This is a genomic window from Paracoccus sp. SMMA_5_TC, from assembly GCF_009696685.2.
Classification (GTDB): domain Bacteria; phylum Pseudomonadota; class Alphaproteobacteria; order Rhodobacterales; family Rhodobacteraceae; genus Paracoccus.
The window spans coordinates 209038-224326 of sequence record NZ_CP102355.1; the positions used below are offsets into that span (position 1 = coordinate 209038).

At 64.5% G+C, this 15289-nt stretch carries 14 protein-coding genes; 9 read left to right on the plus strand and 5 right to left on the minus strand.

Translation table 11 applies throughout. The features are described 5' to 3' along the window. The first annotated feature begins 91 nt into the window (after positions 1 to 91). The gene (locus GB880_RS01060; protein ID WP_263467227.1) at positions 92 to 1177 is read left to right on the plus strand and encodes a capsule biosynthesis protein; all 1086 of its coding nucleotides are present in this window, start codon (positions 92 to 94) and stop codon (positions 1175 to 1177) included. A gap of 3 nt (positions 1178 to 1180) precedes the next feature. Next, a complete protein-coding gene (locus tag GB880_RS01065; RefSeq protein ID WP_154493786.1) occupies positions 1181 to 1858 on the plus strand; it encodes an ABC transporter ATP-binding protein in 678 nt (225 codons plus the stop codon). On the opposite strand, the gene GB880_RS01070 is transcribed toward GB880_RS01065, so the two are convergent. Further along, a complete protein-coding gene (locus GB880_RS01070; protein WP_327077749.1) occupies positions 1859 to 3250 on the minus strand; it encodes a phosphomannomutase in 1392 nt (463 codons plus the stop codon). It lies immediately after the preceding gene. Positions 3251 to 3408: 158 nt separating this feature from the next. On the opposite strand from GB880_RS01070, the gene GB880_RS01075 reads away from it, so the two are divergent. Genes GB880_RS01075 through GB880_RS01085 form a run of 3 tightly spaced genes read left to right on the plus strand, consistent with a single transcriptional unit; the run spans position 3409 to position 5254 of the window. Continuing rightward, positions 3409 to 3810 (plus strand): ketosteroid isomerase-related protein, encoded by a 402-nt coding sequence (locus tag GB880_RS01075; RefSeq protein WP_154493787.1) that lies wholly within the window; start codon positions 3409 to 3411, stop codon positions 3808 to 3810. Further along, positions 3807 to 4388, plus strand: coding sequence for a GNAT family N-acetyltransferase (locus GB880_RS01080; RefSeq protein ID WP_154493788.1), 582 nt, complete (start codon positions 3807 to 3809; stop codon positions 4386 to 4388). Before GB880_RS01075 ends, GB880_RS01080 begins: the two co-directional genes overlap by 4 nt. Beyond that, on the plus strand, positions 4385 to 5254 hold the full coding sequence (locus GB880_RS01085) for a carbon-nitrogen hydrolase family protein (RefSeq protein ID WP_154493789.1): 870 nt from the start codon (positions 4385 to 4387) through the stop codon (positions 5252 to 5254). Before GB880_RS01080 ends, GB880_RS01085 begins: the two co-directional genes overlap by 4 nt. Here GB880_RS01085 and GB880_RS01090 read toward each other — a convergent pair. Further along, a complete protein-coding gene (locus tag GB880_RS01090) occupies positions 5251 to 6759 on the minus strand; it encodes a 2-isopropylmalate synthase (protein ID WP_154493790.1) in 1509 nt (502 codons plus the stop codon). The genes GB880_RS01085 and GB880_RS01090 overlap by 4 nt on opposite strands. Positions 6760 to 6905: 146 nt before the next feature. Here GB880_RS01090 and GB880_RS01095 point away from each other — a divergent pair, with 146 nt between their 5' ends. Both GB880_RS01095 and GB880_RS01100 read left to right on the plus strand, forming a co-directional pair. Beyond that, positions 6906 to 8576 (plus strand): NAD+ synthase, encoded by a 1671-nt coding sequence (locus GB880_RS01095; protein ID WP_154493791.1) that lies wholly within the window; start codon positions 6906 to 6908, stop codon positions 8574 to 8576. Between the two features lie 298 nt (positions 8577 to 8874). Next, on the plus strand, positions 8875 to 10014 hold the full coding sequence (locus GB880_RS01100; protein WP_229774410.1) for a Hint domain-containing protein: 1140 nt from the start codon (positions 8875 to 8877) through the stop codon (positions 10012 to 10014). A 77-nt stretch (positions 10015 to 10091) separates the two neighbouring features. Here GB880_RS01100 and pncB read toward each other — a convergent pair whose 3' ends face one another. Both pncB and pncA read right to left on the minus strand, forming a co-directional pair. Then, a complete protein-coding gene (gene pncB, locus GB880_RS01105; protein WP_154493792.1) occupies positions 10092 to 11402 on the minus strand; it encodes a nicotinate phosphoribosyltransferase in 1311 nt (436 codons plus the stop codon). Next, positions 11399 to 11995: a bifunctional nicotinamidase/pyrazinamidase gene (gene pncA, locus GB880_RS01110; RefSeq protein ID WP_154493793.1), complete on the minus strand. Its 597-nt coding sequence runs from the start codon at positions 11993 to 11995 to the stop codon at positions 11399 to 11401. The genes pncB and pncA overlap by 4 nt, the downstream gene beginning before the upstream one ends. A 99-nt stretch (positions 11996 to 12094) precedes the next feature. Between pncA and trhO the strand changes: the two genes are divergently transcribed. Both trhO and GB880_RS01120 read left to right on the plus strand, forming a co-directional pair. Continuing rightward, complete coding sequence (gene trhO / locus GB880_RS01115) at positions 12095 to 12991, plus strand: oxygen-dependent tRNA uridine(34) hydroxylase TrhO (protein WP_154493794.1); 897 nt, start codon at positions 12095 to 12097, stop codon at positions 12989 to 12991. Positions 12992 to 13235: 244 nt separating this feature from the next. Then, a complete protein-coding gene (locus tag GB880_RS01120; protein WP_154493795.1) occupies positions 13236 to 13838 on the plus strand; it encodes an outer membrane protein in 603 nt (200 codons plus the stop codon). A 62-nt stretch (positions 13839 to 13900) separates the two neighbouring features. Here the strand turns inward: GB880_RS01120 and GB880_RS01125 are convergent, their stop codons facing one another. After that, positions 13901 to 15289: an oligosaccharide flippase family protein gene (locus GB880_RS01125; protein ID WP_229774411.1), complete on the minus strand. Its 1389-nt coding sequence runs from the start codon at positions 15287 to 15289 to the stop codon at positions 13901 to 13903.

Below are 15289 nucleotides of genomic sequence, written 5' to 3' on the forward strand. Positions count from 1 at the left end.
GCCGATGCCGGCCCCGGCGACCCCCACGCCGCCGCCGACACCACTCCGCGCCCCTGCCGCGATCGCACAGCCGCGCCGGCGTCACTGGCTGATGCTGATTTCTTTCCTGCTTATGGTGGTGCTGCCGACAATCCTTTGGGCGTGGTATCTCTGGGCGCGGGCCAGCGATCAGTATGTCTCGACGGTCGGTTTCTCGGTCCGAAAGGAACAGTCCACCCCAAGCCTTGAGATGCTGGGCGGCCTGCTGCCCTTTACCGGCAGCAGCGGGGCGCTGGATACCGACATCCTGTATGAATACATCCGTAGCCAGGACATGGTCGAAAAGATCGATCAGCAACTGGGCCTGCGGGCGCGCTTTTCCCGCGAATGGCCGCATGACTTCGTCTTTGCCTTCGACCCCGACGGGCATATCGAGGATCTGACGGATTACTGGCAGCGCCAGGTCAAGGTGCTTTACGACAACTCGACCCAGCTCATCACGCTGAATGTCGCGGCCTTCAGCGCCGAAGATGCCCAGGCCATCGCGGCGGCGGTGTTCCAGGCCAGTTCCGAAAAGATCAACGAACTGTCGACCATTGCCCGGGACGACGCCACGCGCCTGGCCAAGATGGAACTGGACAAGGCACGCGATGAACTGACGCGCACCCGTCAGGCGATGACCGCCTATCGGATGAAATCGCAGATCGTCGATCCGCAGGCCGATCTGGCCGGGCAGATGGGCGTGCTGAGCGGGTTGCAGGCGCAGTTGGCCGAAGCCCTGGTCGCCCATGACCTGCTGGTGGAAAATGCTCCGTCGACGGACCACCGCGTCACCCAGTCGCAGCAGAAGATCGATGCCCTGCGCCGGCTGATCGACGCGGAACGCAGCAAGTTCGGCGTCGCCGGTCAGGGGCCCGCAGGCGAAAGCTATGCCGAGCTGATGGCCGAATACGAAAAACTGGCCGTGGACCGCGAATTTGCCGAAGGCGCCTATCGCTCGGCCCGCATCGCCTATGAGGCATCGATGGCCGAGGCGCAGCGCCAGTCCCGTTATCTGGCCGCGCATATCCAGCCCAAGGTGGCGCAAAGCTCGACCGCGCCGAACCGGCCCTGGCTGCTCTTTGTGGTGGCGGCAATGCTGCTGACCGGCTGGTCGATTCTGGTCCTGATCTATTACAGCATCCGGGATCGCGGCTGAGGCATGATCCGTCTGCAGAATCTGACCAAGATCTACCGGCTCAAGGGCCGCACGACGGTCGTGGCGGACAATATCAACGCGGTCTTTCCCACCGGGGCCTCGGTCGGGCTGCTGGGGCGCAACGGTGCGGGCAAGTCCTCGCTGCTGCGCATGATCGCAGGCACGATGTCGCCCAGTTCGGGGCGGGTCATTTCGGACGGCACGATCTCGTGGCCGGTGGGTTTCGCCGGCAGCTTTCACGGCGATCTGACCGGGGCGCAGAATGTGCGCTTTGTCGCCCGCATCTATGGCGTGGATACCGACGAACTGGTCGCCTATGTCGAGGATTTTGCCGAACTGGGCAAGCATTACCATCAGCCGTTTTCAAGCTATTCCTCGGGGATGCGGTCGCGGCTGGCGATGGGAACCAGCATGGGCATCCATTTCGATACCTATCTGGTGGACGAGGTCACCAGCGTCGGCGACGCGGATTTCCGGGCCAAGTCCCAGCGCGTCTTTGCCGACCGGATGAGCCGGTCGAGCGCGGTTGTGGTCAGCCATTCGATGCCGATGATCCGGCAGATGTGCACGATGGGCGCGGTGCTGGATCAGGGCCGGCTGACCGTATTCGACAATATCGAGGACGCCATCGCCATGCACGAGGCGATCCTGCGGGTGCCGCCCAACGTGGTGGGGGACTGATCAGCCCCTGAGCAGCGCGGCGATTTCGTCGCGCCGCGCCGCCACCAGCTCGGCATCGCCGCGCGATTCCACGTTCAGCCGCACCACGGGCTCGGTATTCGAGCGTCGCAGGTTGAAACGCCAGTCGGCAAATTCCAGGCTGACGCCATCGGTATCGTCGCGCGCCACCGCCTGCGGCGCGAAATGGTCGATGACCCGCGCCATCGCCACCTCGGGATCGTCCAGGCGAAAGTTGATCTCGCCCGACGAAGGAAAGGCCCGCATACGCTGCCCCAGCAACTCGCCCAGACCGATGCCCTTGCGCGACAGCAGTTCAACCACCAGCAGCCAGGGGATCATGCCGCTGTCGGCGAAATGGAAATCGCGGAAATAGTGATGGGCCGACATCTCGCCGCCATAGATCGCGCCGCTTTCGCGCATGGCGCGCTTGACAAAGGCGTGGCCGGTGCGGGCCTGCACCGCCGTGCCGCCGGCGCGGGCGATGATGTCGCGGGTGTTCAACACCACGCGCGGGTCGTGCACGATCCTTTCGCCGGGGTATTTTTCCAGAAAGGCCGCGGCCAGCAGACCGACGATATATTCGCCCGGAATGAACCGGCCGTCCTGATCGAAGAAGAAGCAGCGGTCGAAATCGCCATCCCAGGCGATGCCCAGATCGGCCCCGTGACGGCGCACGGCCTCGGCCGTCATCGGCTGATTTTCCGGCAGCAGCGGATTGGGGATGCCGTTCGGGAAATCGGGATCGGGCTGATGATTGACGCGCAGGAACTGCAAGGGCGCGCCGCGACGCGCCAATTCGTCGGCAATGGCGTCAAAGGTCGGCCCGGCCGTGCCGTTGCCGGCATTGACCAGCACCCTGAGCGGCCGCAGCAGGTCCACATCGACGAAATCGGCCATGGCGCTGGCGTATTCGGTGCGTGCCTGCGCAAAGTCGCGCAGGGCCCCGCGCCGCTGGGGTGGCGCAAACGCACCCGATCGCGCCAGCTCGGCGATGCGGGCGAAATCGCCCTGCGGGTCCAGCGGCGCCGCGCCGCGACCGACCAGCTTCATGCCGTTATAATCGATCGGATTGTGCGAGGCCGTCACCTCGATCCCGCCATCGGCGCCGTAATGGGCAGTGGCGAAATACATCTCTTCGGTGCCGGCCAGGCCCAGATCGCGCACATCGGCGCCGCCGTCGCGCAGCCCCGCGATCAGCGCCGCCGCCAGGCGGGGCGAACTGGCCCGGCTGTCGCGGCCGACAATGACATCGCGCGCCGCCAGCACCTCGGCAAAGGCGCGGCCGATGCGATAGGCAACATCATCGTCCAGTTCGCGATCCAGCCGCCCGCGCACGTCATAGGCCTTGAAACAGTCGATCCGTCGCGCCGGCATCCGATCGGGGTTCGCCATCGTCCCATCCTCCATATCTGCCACCGTCGCTATACCACGCGCGCATCGATGGGAATAATCCGTCAGTCTTGAAGAATGGTTAAGCCTTTTGCGAACAGAATACATGACGGGGCCCGCCACGCGCGCTAGACCTGCCCCAGAGAGCAGAGGAGAAACCGATGGACGCCCTGGCCCTGATCGCCGCCTATTACGACGCCTTCAACGCCGGTCGCACGGATGAAATGCTGACCTATCTGCATGATGACGTCGAACATCACGTGAACGAAGGCGGAATTCGCCGCGGCAAGGATCTTTTCGCCCAGTTCAATGCGCATATGAGCCGCTGTTACCGTGAAAGGCTGGCCGACATCACCATCATGGCGACGCCGGCGGGGGATCGCGCGGCGGCCGAGTTCGTGGTGCATGGCACCTATCTGGCCACCGACGACGGCCTGCCCGAGGCGCGCGGCCAGACCTATGTCCTGCCGGCCGGAAGCTTCTTTGATATTCGCGACGGCAAGATCGCGCGCGTGACCACCTATTACAACCTGGCCGACTGGACCCGGCAGGTCGCGGCATGATCCAGCTCCGCAGCCTGACCGGAGAGGATGTGGCCGCAGTTCTGGACGATCTGGCGCGGTTGCGCATCGCGGTGTTCCGCGACTGGCCCTATCTTTACGATGGCGATGCCGATTACGAACGCGACTATCTGCAGGCCTATCTGGCGCCAGGGGCCGTGGTGGTCGCCGCCTATGACGGCGCGCGCATGATCGGCGCCGCCACCGGCGCCCCGATGGAGGATCACGCCCAGGATTTCGCCGCCGCCTTTGCAGGACGGCCCGAGCGACTGGATCAGATATATTACTGCGCCGAGTCGGTGTTGCTGCCAGAGTATCGCGGCCGCGGCCTGGGCCACGCCTTCTTTGACGGGCGCGAGGCGCAGGCGCGGCTGCTGGGCCGCCGCTACAGCGCCTTTTGCAGCGTGATCCGCCCCGCCGATCATCCGCTGTGCCCGCCGAACTATCGCCCGCTGGACGGGTTCTGGCGCAAGCGCGGCTATCAGCCGTTGCCCGGCGTCATCGCCAGCTATGAATGGCGCGACATCGGTGCCGCCGCACCCACGCGCAAGCCGCTGCAATTCTGGATCAAACCGCTATGAGCCGTCAGGTCCGCATCGCCGCCGCCGCCTATCCCCTGCACTGGCTGGCGGATTTCGACGCCTATCGCGCCAAGCTGGACCGCTGGGTGGCCGATGCCGCTGATTGCGACCTGCTGGTCTTTCCCGAATATGGCGCGATGGAACTGGCGTCGCTGGCCGGTGCGGGCATCGCGGCCGATCTGGAGGCATCTCTGCATGCCGTCGCCGGTTTCGAGGCGGCGCGACAGGCGCTGCACGCCGAACTGGCCGCGCGCCATCGGGTGCATGTGCTTGCGGCCTCGGGGCCCGTGTTCCAGGGGCCGCGTCCGGTCAACCGCGCGGCGCTGTTCGGCCCACAGGGACGCATCGGGCATCAGGACAAGCAGGTGATGACCCGTTTCGAGCGCGAGGAATGGGATGTCGTCGCCGGCGCCGGGCTCAGCATCTTTGACACCGCGGTCGGGCGGCTGGGGGTGCTGATCTGCTATGACTGCGAATTTCCGCTGCTGGGCCGTGCCCTGGCAGAGGCGGGTGTGGAAATCATCCTGACCCCATCCTGCACCGATACGGTCGCGGGCTACAATCGCGTGCGCATCGGGGCCATGGCACGGGCATTGGAAAGCCAATGCGTGGTGGTGCAGGCCCCGACGGTGGGCGCCGCGCCCTGGTGCCCGGCGGTCGATGAAAACCGCGGCGCCGCCGGGATCTATGGGCCGCCCGACGGATTCTGGCCTGAAACCGGCATCATTGCCCAAGGGGCCATAGACCAGCCCGGCTGGGTCAAGGCCAGCGTCGATCTGGACCGGGTGGCGGCCAGCCGCCGCGACGGCCGCGTGCTGCCCTTTGCCCATTGGCCCGAAAGCGCGGCGGCCGCAGCGCGCAGTTAGGCACCTTCGTCGGACCCCGCGCCCGAGGCGCCGGCGGCGGGGTCGGCAGGCATCACCGTGGTCGGCGTTTCGGCCGGGGCCGGGGCGCCTTCGGCTGCGGCGGAATCAGCGGAGGTAGCCGGATCGGGCTGTGCCAGACGGTTGTCCTGCCATTCGCCGGCGGCCTCCTGGCCGGTGGCATAGCGCATCACCCCCGCGCCCTGACGTTTGCCCATCACGAAATGCCCGGTATAGACATCGCCATTGGCATAGGTGGCAACGCCTTCGCCATCGATCTCGCCCTCGCGCCACATGCCTTCGTAGCGGAAGCCGTCGGGCGCGATCAGCCGGCCCTTGCCGTGGCGCAGCCCGGCGACAAAGGCGCCGTCATAGGTGGTGCCGTCGGGATAGGTCGCCTGGCCCTGGCCATGGCGCTCGCCATCACGCCAGGCGCCGTTATAGACATAGCCGTCGGGATAGGTCATGCGCCCCTGGCCGTGGTTGCGCCCGCGCTGGAAACCGCCTTCATAGACCAGACCATTGGCATAGCGGGCCACGCCCTGCCCCTCGATCACCCCGGCCTGCCAGTCGCCGTCATAGCTTGACCCGTCGGGATAGGTAATCAGCCCGCGGCCATCCGGCAGGTCATTGCGCAGCGCCCCTTCATAGACCGAGCCGTCGGGATAGGTGATGCGGCCCAGCCCCTCCATCCGGCCCTCGACCCAGTCGCCGGCATAGACATAGCCGTCCGTGCCGGTAAAGGTGCCCACGCCCCAGCGCTGATCGGCACGGAAATCGCCCTCGTAGCGGTCGCCATTGGCATAGGTGACGACGCCCCGCCCCTCGCGGCGGCCATTGGCAAAGCGGCCCTCGTAGCTGTCGCCCGAGGGCTGGGTCAGCCGGCCCTGGCCGGACATCTGCCCCGCGGCCCAGCCGCCGTCATAGGTCAGACCGTCGGGCATGACCAGCCGGCCCTGACCCGACCGCTGATCGCCCTTCATCTCGCCCTCGTAGCTGGCGCCGTCGGGATAGGTGATCTTGCCCCGCCCCTCTTTCACCCCTTGCTTCCAGTCGCCGTCATAGCGGTAGCCGTTGGGCTGGGTCAGCACGCCCTTGCCATGGTGCAGCGCATTCAGGAACCCGCCCTCGTAAACCGAGCCATTGGCATAGCGCGCCACCCCCTGTCCGGTGATCTGCCCATCCTGCCAGTCGCCTTCATAGGTGCCGCCATCGGCATAGGTGATCTTGCCCTTGCCATGCGGCTTGCCGGCAGCAAAGGCCCCCTCATAGACCGAGCCGTCCGGAAAGCGCGCAATGCCCTGGCCGAGGATCTGCCCTTCGACCCAGTCGCCGGTGTATTCGTAACCCGAAGGCAGCTTGTAGGTGCCGCGGCCGTGCTGCTTGCCGTTACGGAACGTCCCTTCATAGACGCCGCCGTCGTCGTAATGCTTGGTCACCACCGCCTGGGCCATGGCGATGCCGCCACCGGCCAGGATCAGCGCTCCTGCGACAATGACTGCCTTCATCGACCTGCACTCCACCTGGTTGCCGGTTTCGGGGCGGGTTTACCGCAAGGGCGCGGCTGGCGCAAAGGCCGACTTTTCCTTGCCTCTGTCCTGCCCTATCAACATCCTCGACCGGGACGCGTGACGATCCCCGGGAAGGAGCCGCCATGACCGACAGATTCCGCATCACCCTTGGACAACTCAACCCCACGGTGGGCGACCTGCCCGGCAACGCCGCCAAGGCCCGCGCCGCCTGGGATCAGGCCAGGGCCGCCGACGCCGACCTGCTGGCCCTGCCCGAGATGTTCATCACCGGCTATCAGACCCAGGACCTGGTGCTGAAGGCGGCCTTTACCCAGGACGCCATGGCCGCGATCGAGCAATTGGCCCGCGATTGCGCCGACGGCCCCGCCATCGGCATCGGCGGCCCCTTTGCCGACGGCAGCCGGCTTTACAACGCCTGGTGGGTGCTGCAGGGCGGCAAGGTGCTGACGCGGGTGCTGAAACACGACCTGCCGCACAAGCAGCTGTTCGACGAATTGCGCCTGTTCGACCAGGGACCGCTGCAAGGGCCCTATAGCCTGAACGGCATACGCATCGGCAGCCCCATCTGCGAGGACGCCTGGTGGCCCGATGTCGCCGAGACGCTGGCCGAAAGCGGCGCCGAAATCCTGCTGGTCCCGAACGGCAGCCCCTATCACCGCAACAAGCTGGACCTGCGCATGAGCCATATGGTCGCGCGCGTGGTCGAAAGCGACCTGCCGCTGGTCTATCTGAACTCGGTCGGCGGTCAGGACGATCAGATCTATGACGGCGCCAGCTTCGTGCTGAACCCGGGCGAGGATGGCGGGGCGGTCAAGGTGGTGCAGATGGCCCCCTTTGACGAAAGCGTGCTGCACGTCGATTTCCTGCGCACACCGGCAGGGTGGCGCGCCCAGGGCGGGCCGATGCTGCCCCAGCCCGACGAATGGGAACAGGACTATCGCGCCATGACCGAAGGCCTGCGCGACTACATGCGCAAATCCGGCTTTTCGAAGGTGGTGCTCGGCCTGTCGGGCGGCATCGATTCGGCGCTAGTGGCGACGATCGCCTGCGACGCGATCGGGCCGCAGAACGTGCGCTGCGTGATGCTGCCCAGCGAATATACCTCGCAGGCCAGCCTTGACGATGCCGCCGATTGCGCCGACCGCCTGGGCGTGCGGCTGGATACCGTGCCGATCGAAGGGCCGCGTGCCGCCGTCACCCAGGCGCTGGCGCATCTGATGCAGGGCACCCAGCCCGACACGACCGAGGAAAACATCCAGTCCCGCCTGCGCGGGGTGATGCTGATGGCGATTTCCAACAAGTTCGGCGAACTGCTGCTGACCACCGGCAACAAGTCCGAGGTCGCGGTCGGATACGCCACCATCTATGGCGACATGGCTGGCGGCTACAATCCGATCAAGGATCTTTACAAGACCCGGGTATTCCGCACCTGCCGCTGGCGCAACGAGAACCACCGCGACTGGATGCAGGGCCCGGCGGGCGAGGTGATCCCGCCGCAGATCATCAGCAAGCCGCCCTCGGCCGAGCTGCGCCCCAACCAGACCGATCAGGACAGCCTGCCGCCCTATGACGTGCTGGACGCGATCCTTGAGGGGTTGGTTGAGAAGGATCTGGGGCTGAAGGAACTGGTCGCGCAGGGCTTCGACGCCGACACCGTGCAGCGCGTGGAAAAGCTGCTCTTTGCCAGCGAATGGAAACGCTATCAGGCTGCCCCCGGGCCGCGCATCTCGACACGGGCGTTCTGGCTGGACCGGCGTTATCCGTTGGTGAACCGCTGGCGCGATCGAATCTGACCCGTTTTGTTCATTTGACCCAACGTCATACCGAAAGTTCGGTGATGCGTGTGCGCGCTATCATAATTCAAGCAATTGAATAACCGCTATTTTTTGAATTGCTAGCGCGAACCTGTCCTTTCCGACAGGTTAAAAAAATCCGTTTGTCTGTCATCTCTGCCGCTGTAAAGGCGCTGCAGCGCTGCGAACTGCGGCGATCATTCGCGTAAAAGGTATATTTTTAAAGGCTTTTCGCGTGATCGGTCCCGGTTTTTTTGTAGGTTATGCCTGACTCTCAGGCACGTGAGTGGAGTGTGGAATGCCGATCATCACCGAAATCCGTGTCATCTCGCTGGGAACCCATCGCGACCTGGATCCGAATGAATCGGTTCTGGGCGCCGAGCGCGCGGCCGAGCTGGTTGGCCGCACATTCGGCAGCACAACCGATCCCCTGGCCCGCAGCATCTTTGCCCTGACGCTGAACGACGGCAACAGCGACGGCACGATCTCGTTCAACAGCGCGCGGGGCAACCCCCCCGGCGAATTCGTGACCGTGAATGGTGAAACGCATTACCTCGACACCGGCATTCTCTACACGGGCACAGTGCGTTACATGGACGGCACTTCCGCCACCGGCGTGCCGCTGCGTGTCCTGCAGGATACGCAAGGCAACCTGGTCCTGCTGCCACCCCCGCGGAACGCGCCGCAAAGCGAAATCGACGCGCTGACGCAAAAACCCATCGCCTCGATCCAGCTGACCGCTGTGCGGCAGAACGATTTCACCGGCCTGAACAGTTCACGCTATGGCCTTGAGGGAGAGCCGGCTTTTGTCTGTTTCGTCCGCGGAACCTTGATTGCAACCGACCGCGGCGATGTGGCGGTGGAATCCCTGCGTCCCGGCGATCTGGTGCGCACCCGCGACAATGGCTTGCAGCCCTTGCGCTGGATCGGCTCGCAGAAAGTCGGTCCCGAATTGCTGGGGCTGTTTCCTGCGCTGCGCCCTGTGCGGATGAAGGCCGGCAGCCTGGGCGCTGACCTGCCCCGCCGCGACCTGAGGGTATCGCAACAACACCGGATGCTCGTCGATTCGCGCATCGCCGAACGCGTGCTGGGCGCGCCCGAGGTGCTGGTCGCCGCCAAGCATCTGACGGAAATTCCCGGCATCCAGATCGAACAGGATTCGGGCGGCGTCGAATATTTCCACCTGCTGTTCGACCGCCACGAAATCATCTGGGCCGAAGGCGCTTTGACAGAATCGCTGTTCACCGGGCCGCAGGCGCTGAAATCCGTGGGCCCTGCCGCCCGCGCCGAAATCATTGCCCTGTTCCCGGAACTGTCCGAGCCGCGGCATCAGGGACAGAACCCCGCCCGACCGCTTGGCCAGGGCAGAAAGGCACGTCAGCTCGTCGCGCGCCACGCAGCGCATCAACGCGAGCTGCAAAGAGCGCCCTCTGCCTGAAGAGGGCAGCAGGCCCCGGACCACCACATGCCGGGGCCTGTTCCAGATGCGTGCGAACAGGCAGGCCCTTGGGTGCCCTAGACCACCACTTGCATGCTTTTCTGCGCACCGACATCGAACACACGGCGATATCGGGCGATTTCTTCCTGGGGCCCTGTTGCCTTTTCAGGGTTATCCGACAGCTTGACGGTCGGCCTGCCATTCGCAGCCACTGCCTTGCAAACCAGTGAAAACGGCGCCAGCCGGTCGCCCGCCACCAGTCCGCGAAAATCGTTCGTCAGCAGGGTGCCCCAGCCAAAGCTGACCTTGGCGCGGCCGTGGAACCGCCCGAACAGGTCGCGTATCGTGTCCACATCCAGCCCGTCGGAAAAGATGATCAGCTTTTCGCGCGGATCCTCGCCCCGCTCTTGCCACCAGCGGATGGCCATTTCCGCGCCCTCGGCCGGATCGCCGCTGTCGACGCGGATGCCGGTCCAGCCGGCCAGCCAGTCCGGCGCATGGGCCAGAAACCCGCGGGTTCCATAGGTGTCGGGCAGGATGATGCGCAGCATCCCGTCGTGTTCTTCGTGCCAATCGGCCAGCACGCGGTAGGGGGCCTGGCGCAACTCTTCGTCGCTGTCGGCCAGCGCGGCATAGACCATGGGCAATTCATGGGCATTCGTGCCGATGGCTTCGATATCCCGGCGCATGGCGATCAGGCAGTTCGATGTGCCGATGAAGCATTCGTCGCCCAGCCCCTCGACCATGGCTTGCACGCACCAGTCCTGCCACAGGAAACCGTGCCGGCGGCGGGTGCCGAAATCGGCGATGCGCAGGTCGGGGCCAAGTTCGCGCAACTGTTCGATCTTTTCCCACAGGCGGGTCATGGCGCGGGCGTAAAGAACCTGCAACTCAAAGCGGCCCATGTCTTTCAGCACCGCCCGGCTGCGCAGTTCCATGATGATGGCCAGCGCGGGAATTTCCCACAGCATCACCTCTGGCCAGCGCCCTTCAAAGGTCAGCTCATACTGGCCGTCGCGCTTTTCCAGATGATAGTCGGGCAACCGCAGGTTTTCCAGGAACTCCATGAAATCCGGGCGGAACATCTGCCGCTTGCCGTAGAAGGTATTGCCGCGCATCCAGATGCTTTCCCCGCGGCTCAGCGACAGGCTGCGGACATGATCCAGCTGCTCGCGCAATTCGCCCTCGTCGATCAGCTCGGCCAGGCGGATGTGCCTGGTGCGATTGATCAGGCTGAAGGTAACATGCGTATCGGGCCGGTTGCGAAACACCGACTGGCACATCAAAAGCTTGTAAAAGTCGGTATCGATCATCGACCGCACGATGGGGTCGATCTTCCATTTGTGGTTATAGACGCGGGTGGCGATATCGACGGTGGGAACGATCATGCCAGCACCACCCCCGCTTTGCGCATATCAGCCCGGGCGCGTTCCAGCGATCCGTCCAGGTCGATGGCCCGCGTCGCCTGTTCAATTACCTGGGCGCGAAATCCCAGGCGGGTGGCATCGATCGCCGACCATGCCACGCAGAAATCCTGCGCCAGGCCCACAAAGGCAAGATCGGACAGATCCCGTTCCCGCAGATAGCCGGCAAGGCCGGTGGGCGTGCGATGGTCGTTTTCGAAAAAGGCGGAATAGCTGTCGATCTGCGGCCGATAGCCCTTGCGGATCACCATATCGGCGCAGTCCACGGCCAGGGCGGGATGGAAATTCGCGCCATCGCTGCCGATGACGCAATGGGCCGGCCACAGCACCTGCGGACCATAGGGCATCTGCACCAGCGAAAACGGCGCCGCGCCCGGGTGATTGTCGGCAAAGCTGGCATGATCGCGCGGGTGCCAGTCCTGGGTCAGCACCACCGCATCGAAATCGGCCATCAGGTCGTTGATCGGGGCGATGATCTCATCTCCGCCCGCCACGGCCAGCCGCCCGCCGGGGCAGAAATCCAGCTGCATGTCGACCACGATCAGCGCCCTTGGCATGCCCATCCCCTTGCTGTTCAGGAAATTGGTAGGCCCGGCCGGCGGGGGCGTCAATGCCGCAGCTTGATCCGCAGCCGCGCCAAGGCTAAGCCGCCTTTCATGCTGATCGTTGCCGCACTGTATCAATTCACCCGCTTTGCCGATCCCCACGCGCTGAAGGCGCCGCTGGCGCGCCTGTGCTGCGCCCAAGGGGTCAAGGGCACCCTGCTGCTTGCGCCCGAGGGCATCAACGGCACCATTGCCGGTTCGCGCAGCGGCATCGACGCGGTGCTGGCCCATATCCGCGGCCTGCCCGGCTGCGCCGCGCTGGAGGTCAAGGAAAGCCGCGCCGAAACCATGCCCTTTGGCCGGATGAAGGTGCGGCTGAAACGCGAAATCGTGACCATGGGCCAGCCCGATGTGGACCCCACCGCCGCCGTTGGCCATTATGTCGAGCCAGGCGACTGGAATGCCCTGATCAGCGCCCCCGATGTGGCGGTCATCGACACCCGCAATGATTATGAGGTCGCGATCGGCAGCTTTGCCGGCGCCATCGATCCGGGCACCCGCAGCTTTCGCGAATTTCCCGCATGGTGGGACAGGAATGCCGAGCGTTTGCGCGGCAAGCGCATCGCCATGTTCTGCACCGGTGGCATCCGCTGCGAAAAATCCACCAACTTCCTGTTAGGACAAGGCGTGACCGAGGTTTTTCACCTCAAGGGCGGCATCCTGAAGTATCTGGAAGAAATCCCCGAGGAGCAGAGCCTGTGGCAGGGCGAATGCTTCGTCTTTGACCGCCGCGTCAGCCTGGGTCATGGCCTGCGGCCGGGAAGGCACGATCTGTGCCATGCCTGTCGCCGCCCGCTGGCACCCGAGGACCGCGAGCGCCCGGAATTCGAGCGCGGTGTCAGCTGCCATCGCTGCATTGGCGAATACGATGAAACGGACCGGGCAAGGTTTCGTGAACGGCAGCGGCAGACCGAGCGCGGAGAGTGCTTCGCCCCCGACCAGGGCTGATCCCGGCGCGATGCAGTCTGTCTGCGCGAAAGAAAATTGCGGCATTCACCCCTGTTCACTTTCCCATGATCGCGCGAACCCCATGATATTGCGGGTTTTCCATATCCGGCGGCCGGTTGTGCTCACCTGCTGACACGTGTCTGTGCGACCGGCCGGGAAAGGCTTTCCTTCGCGGTTCAAGGTGCTAGGCATGGCGGCCGAGGGATCTGGGCAATGTCCAGCCCGCAAGGAATGGAGAAGTCAAATGAAAGCAATTGCCTACGCAGCCGCAACTGCGCTGGTTGCCGGTGCAGCCCATGCCGGTGGATACGCCGCCCCCGTGGTGGAAACCCCCGTCACCGCCCCGGTGGTCGAGCCGGTGACCATTACCCCCAGCGGCTGGACCGGGTTCTACGCCGGTGCGCAATACGGGATGGGCAGCGGGGATCTGGGCGATCGCGGCGCCCGTCCTGATTTCGGCGATTTCGATGCCTATGGCCTGCACGCGGGTTATCAGCACGGTTTCGGCAAATTCGTTCTGGGTGGCGAACTTGACTACAACCGTGTTTCGCCCGACGAGAATTACAGCAACGGCGACCTGACGCGCCTGCGTCTGCGCGCCGGTGCCGACATGGGCAAGTTCCAGCCCTATGTCACCGTGGGTGCCGCCAAGCTGAAAACCGACGAGTTTTCGGACACCGGCATGACCTATGGCCTGGGTGTCGACTACAAGCTGGCCGAAAACTTCAGCGTCGGCGCCGAATATACGCGCAACGACTTCAAGGATGTGCTGGCCGATAGCGAAGGCATCAACGGCAATGATCTTGACCTGAACCTGGTGCAGCTGCGCGCCTCGTTCCGGTTCTGAACCAGACACGACCACAATCCCCCGCGCAGCCCGGGGGATTGTCCCCTCTGCACTGCCCCGCGTCAGGAAAACAGGGCCTTGGTGATCGCATCGCGGTGCGACGTCAGCGCCATCGCGATGGCCACAGTGGCGATGATGACGGCGACAAGGTCGTGGCGGGGATCCCAGGCATGATGGCGCCTGGCCAGCCAGACCGTCACCGGATAGCACAGAACCAGCGACAGTGCCTGCCCCACCAGCAACCCCGGCAGCCCATAGAGAAACGCCCCTGCCGAAACCATCGACATGTAGATCAGCGCCCGCAGCGACTGCATGACGAAAAATCCGCGCGAGTCGCCCGCCGCCAGCGCCGAATAATCATAGCTGATCGGAATGACCTGCAGCATCTGGATGCAGGCGATTGCCACCAGAACGCCACCGGCCGTAGCATAACGCGGATCATACAGCAATTCGACCAGAGGCGGTCCGATCCAGGCCAGCAGCACGGCAACACTGAGCAGCAGCGCCGTCAACCCGGCGCGCGTGCGCGCCAGCACCCGGCGATGGTCTGCGCCCTCTGCCGGCGGATGGTTGCGATACATCGGAATGAAAAGACGGCTGGCAATGGACGAACCCAGCATCATCGGCACGGTCGCCAGGAAAAGCCCGATATTGTAGATGCCAAGCTGATGCAGGGTCAGCACCAGGCCCAGGATGATGCGGTCGCCCTGAAACAGCATGAAACCGCAGATGGTGCTGAAAAAGATCCACTTGCCGAACTTCATCACCTCGGCCCGGGCCTCGGGCTCGATCCGCAGGCGATTGCGATGACCGGGCAGGAACAGCCGGAACATCAGCAACTGCACCAGCGAGCCCAGCACATTCCCCCAGACCAGTGCCCAGACCGATTGCAGGATCCAGGCCGCGGCAATCGTCAGCAGAATGCCGATCAGCTGGTTGGCCAGTTCGATCACCGTCAGCCGGCCGATCTGCAGATGGCGCGCGGCGGAATCGATGCGCGTGGGCAGAAAGCCCCCAACCAGCAGCGACAGCGCGGCCACCGGAAACACGACGGCAAATTCCGGCGCGTCATAGAACCAGGCCAGCGGCAAGGCCATCGCCGCCGCACTGAGCCACAGCAGACCCCCGCGGATGATCTTGAGCGTCCAGATCGTGTCGACAAAGTCCGGATCGTCGCCGCGCTTGCTTTGCATGATCGCCGGGCCGAAACCCATGTCGCTGAACATGGTCAGGGCGATCAGAAAGCTTGTGACCAGCGTCATCAGCCCGAAATCATCGGGACTAAGCAACCGCGTCAGCACTAGGTTCGACACCAGGCGCATGATCTGACCAAGACCGAAATTGGCCATGGACCAGGCGCCGCTTCCCAAGGCGCGCGACGCAAGGCTTTTGCGTGCGGCCTGACTTTCGTCACGGTCCGAACTGGACTGGGTGGCCGGCATCTCGTTCAT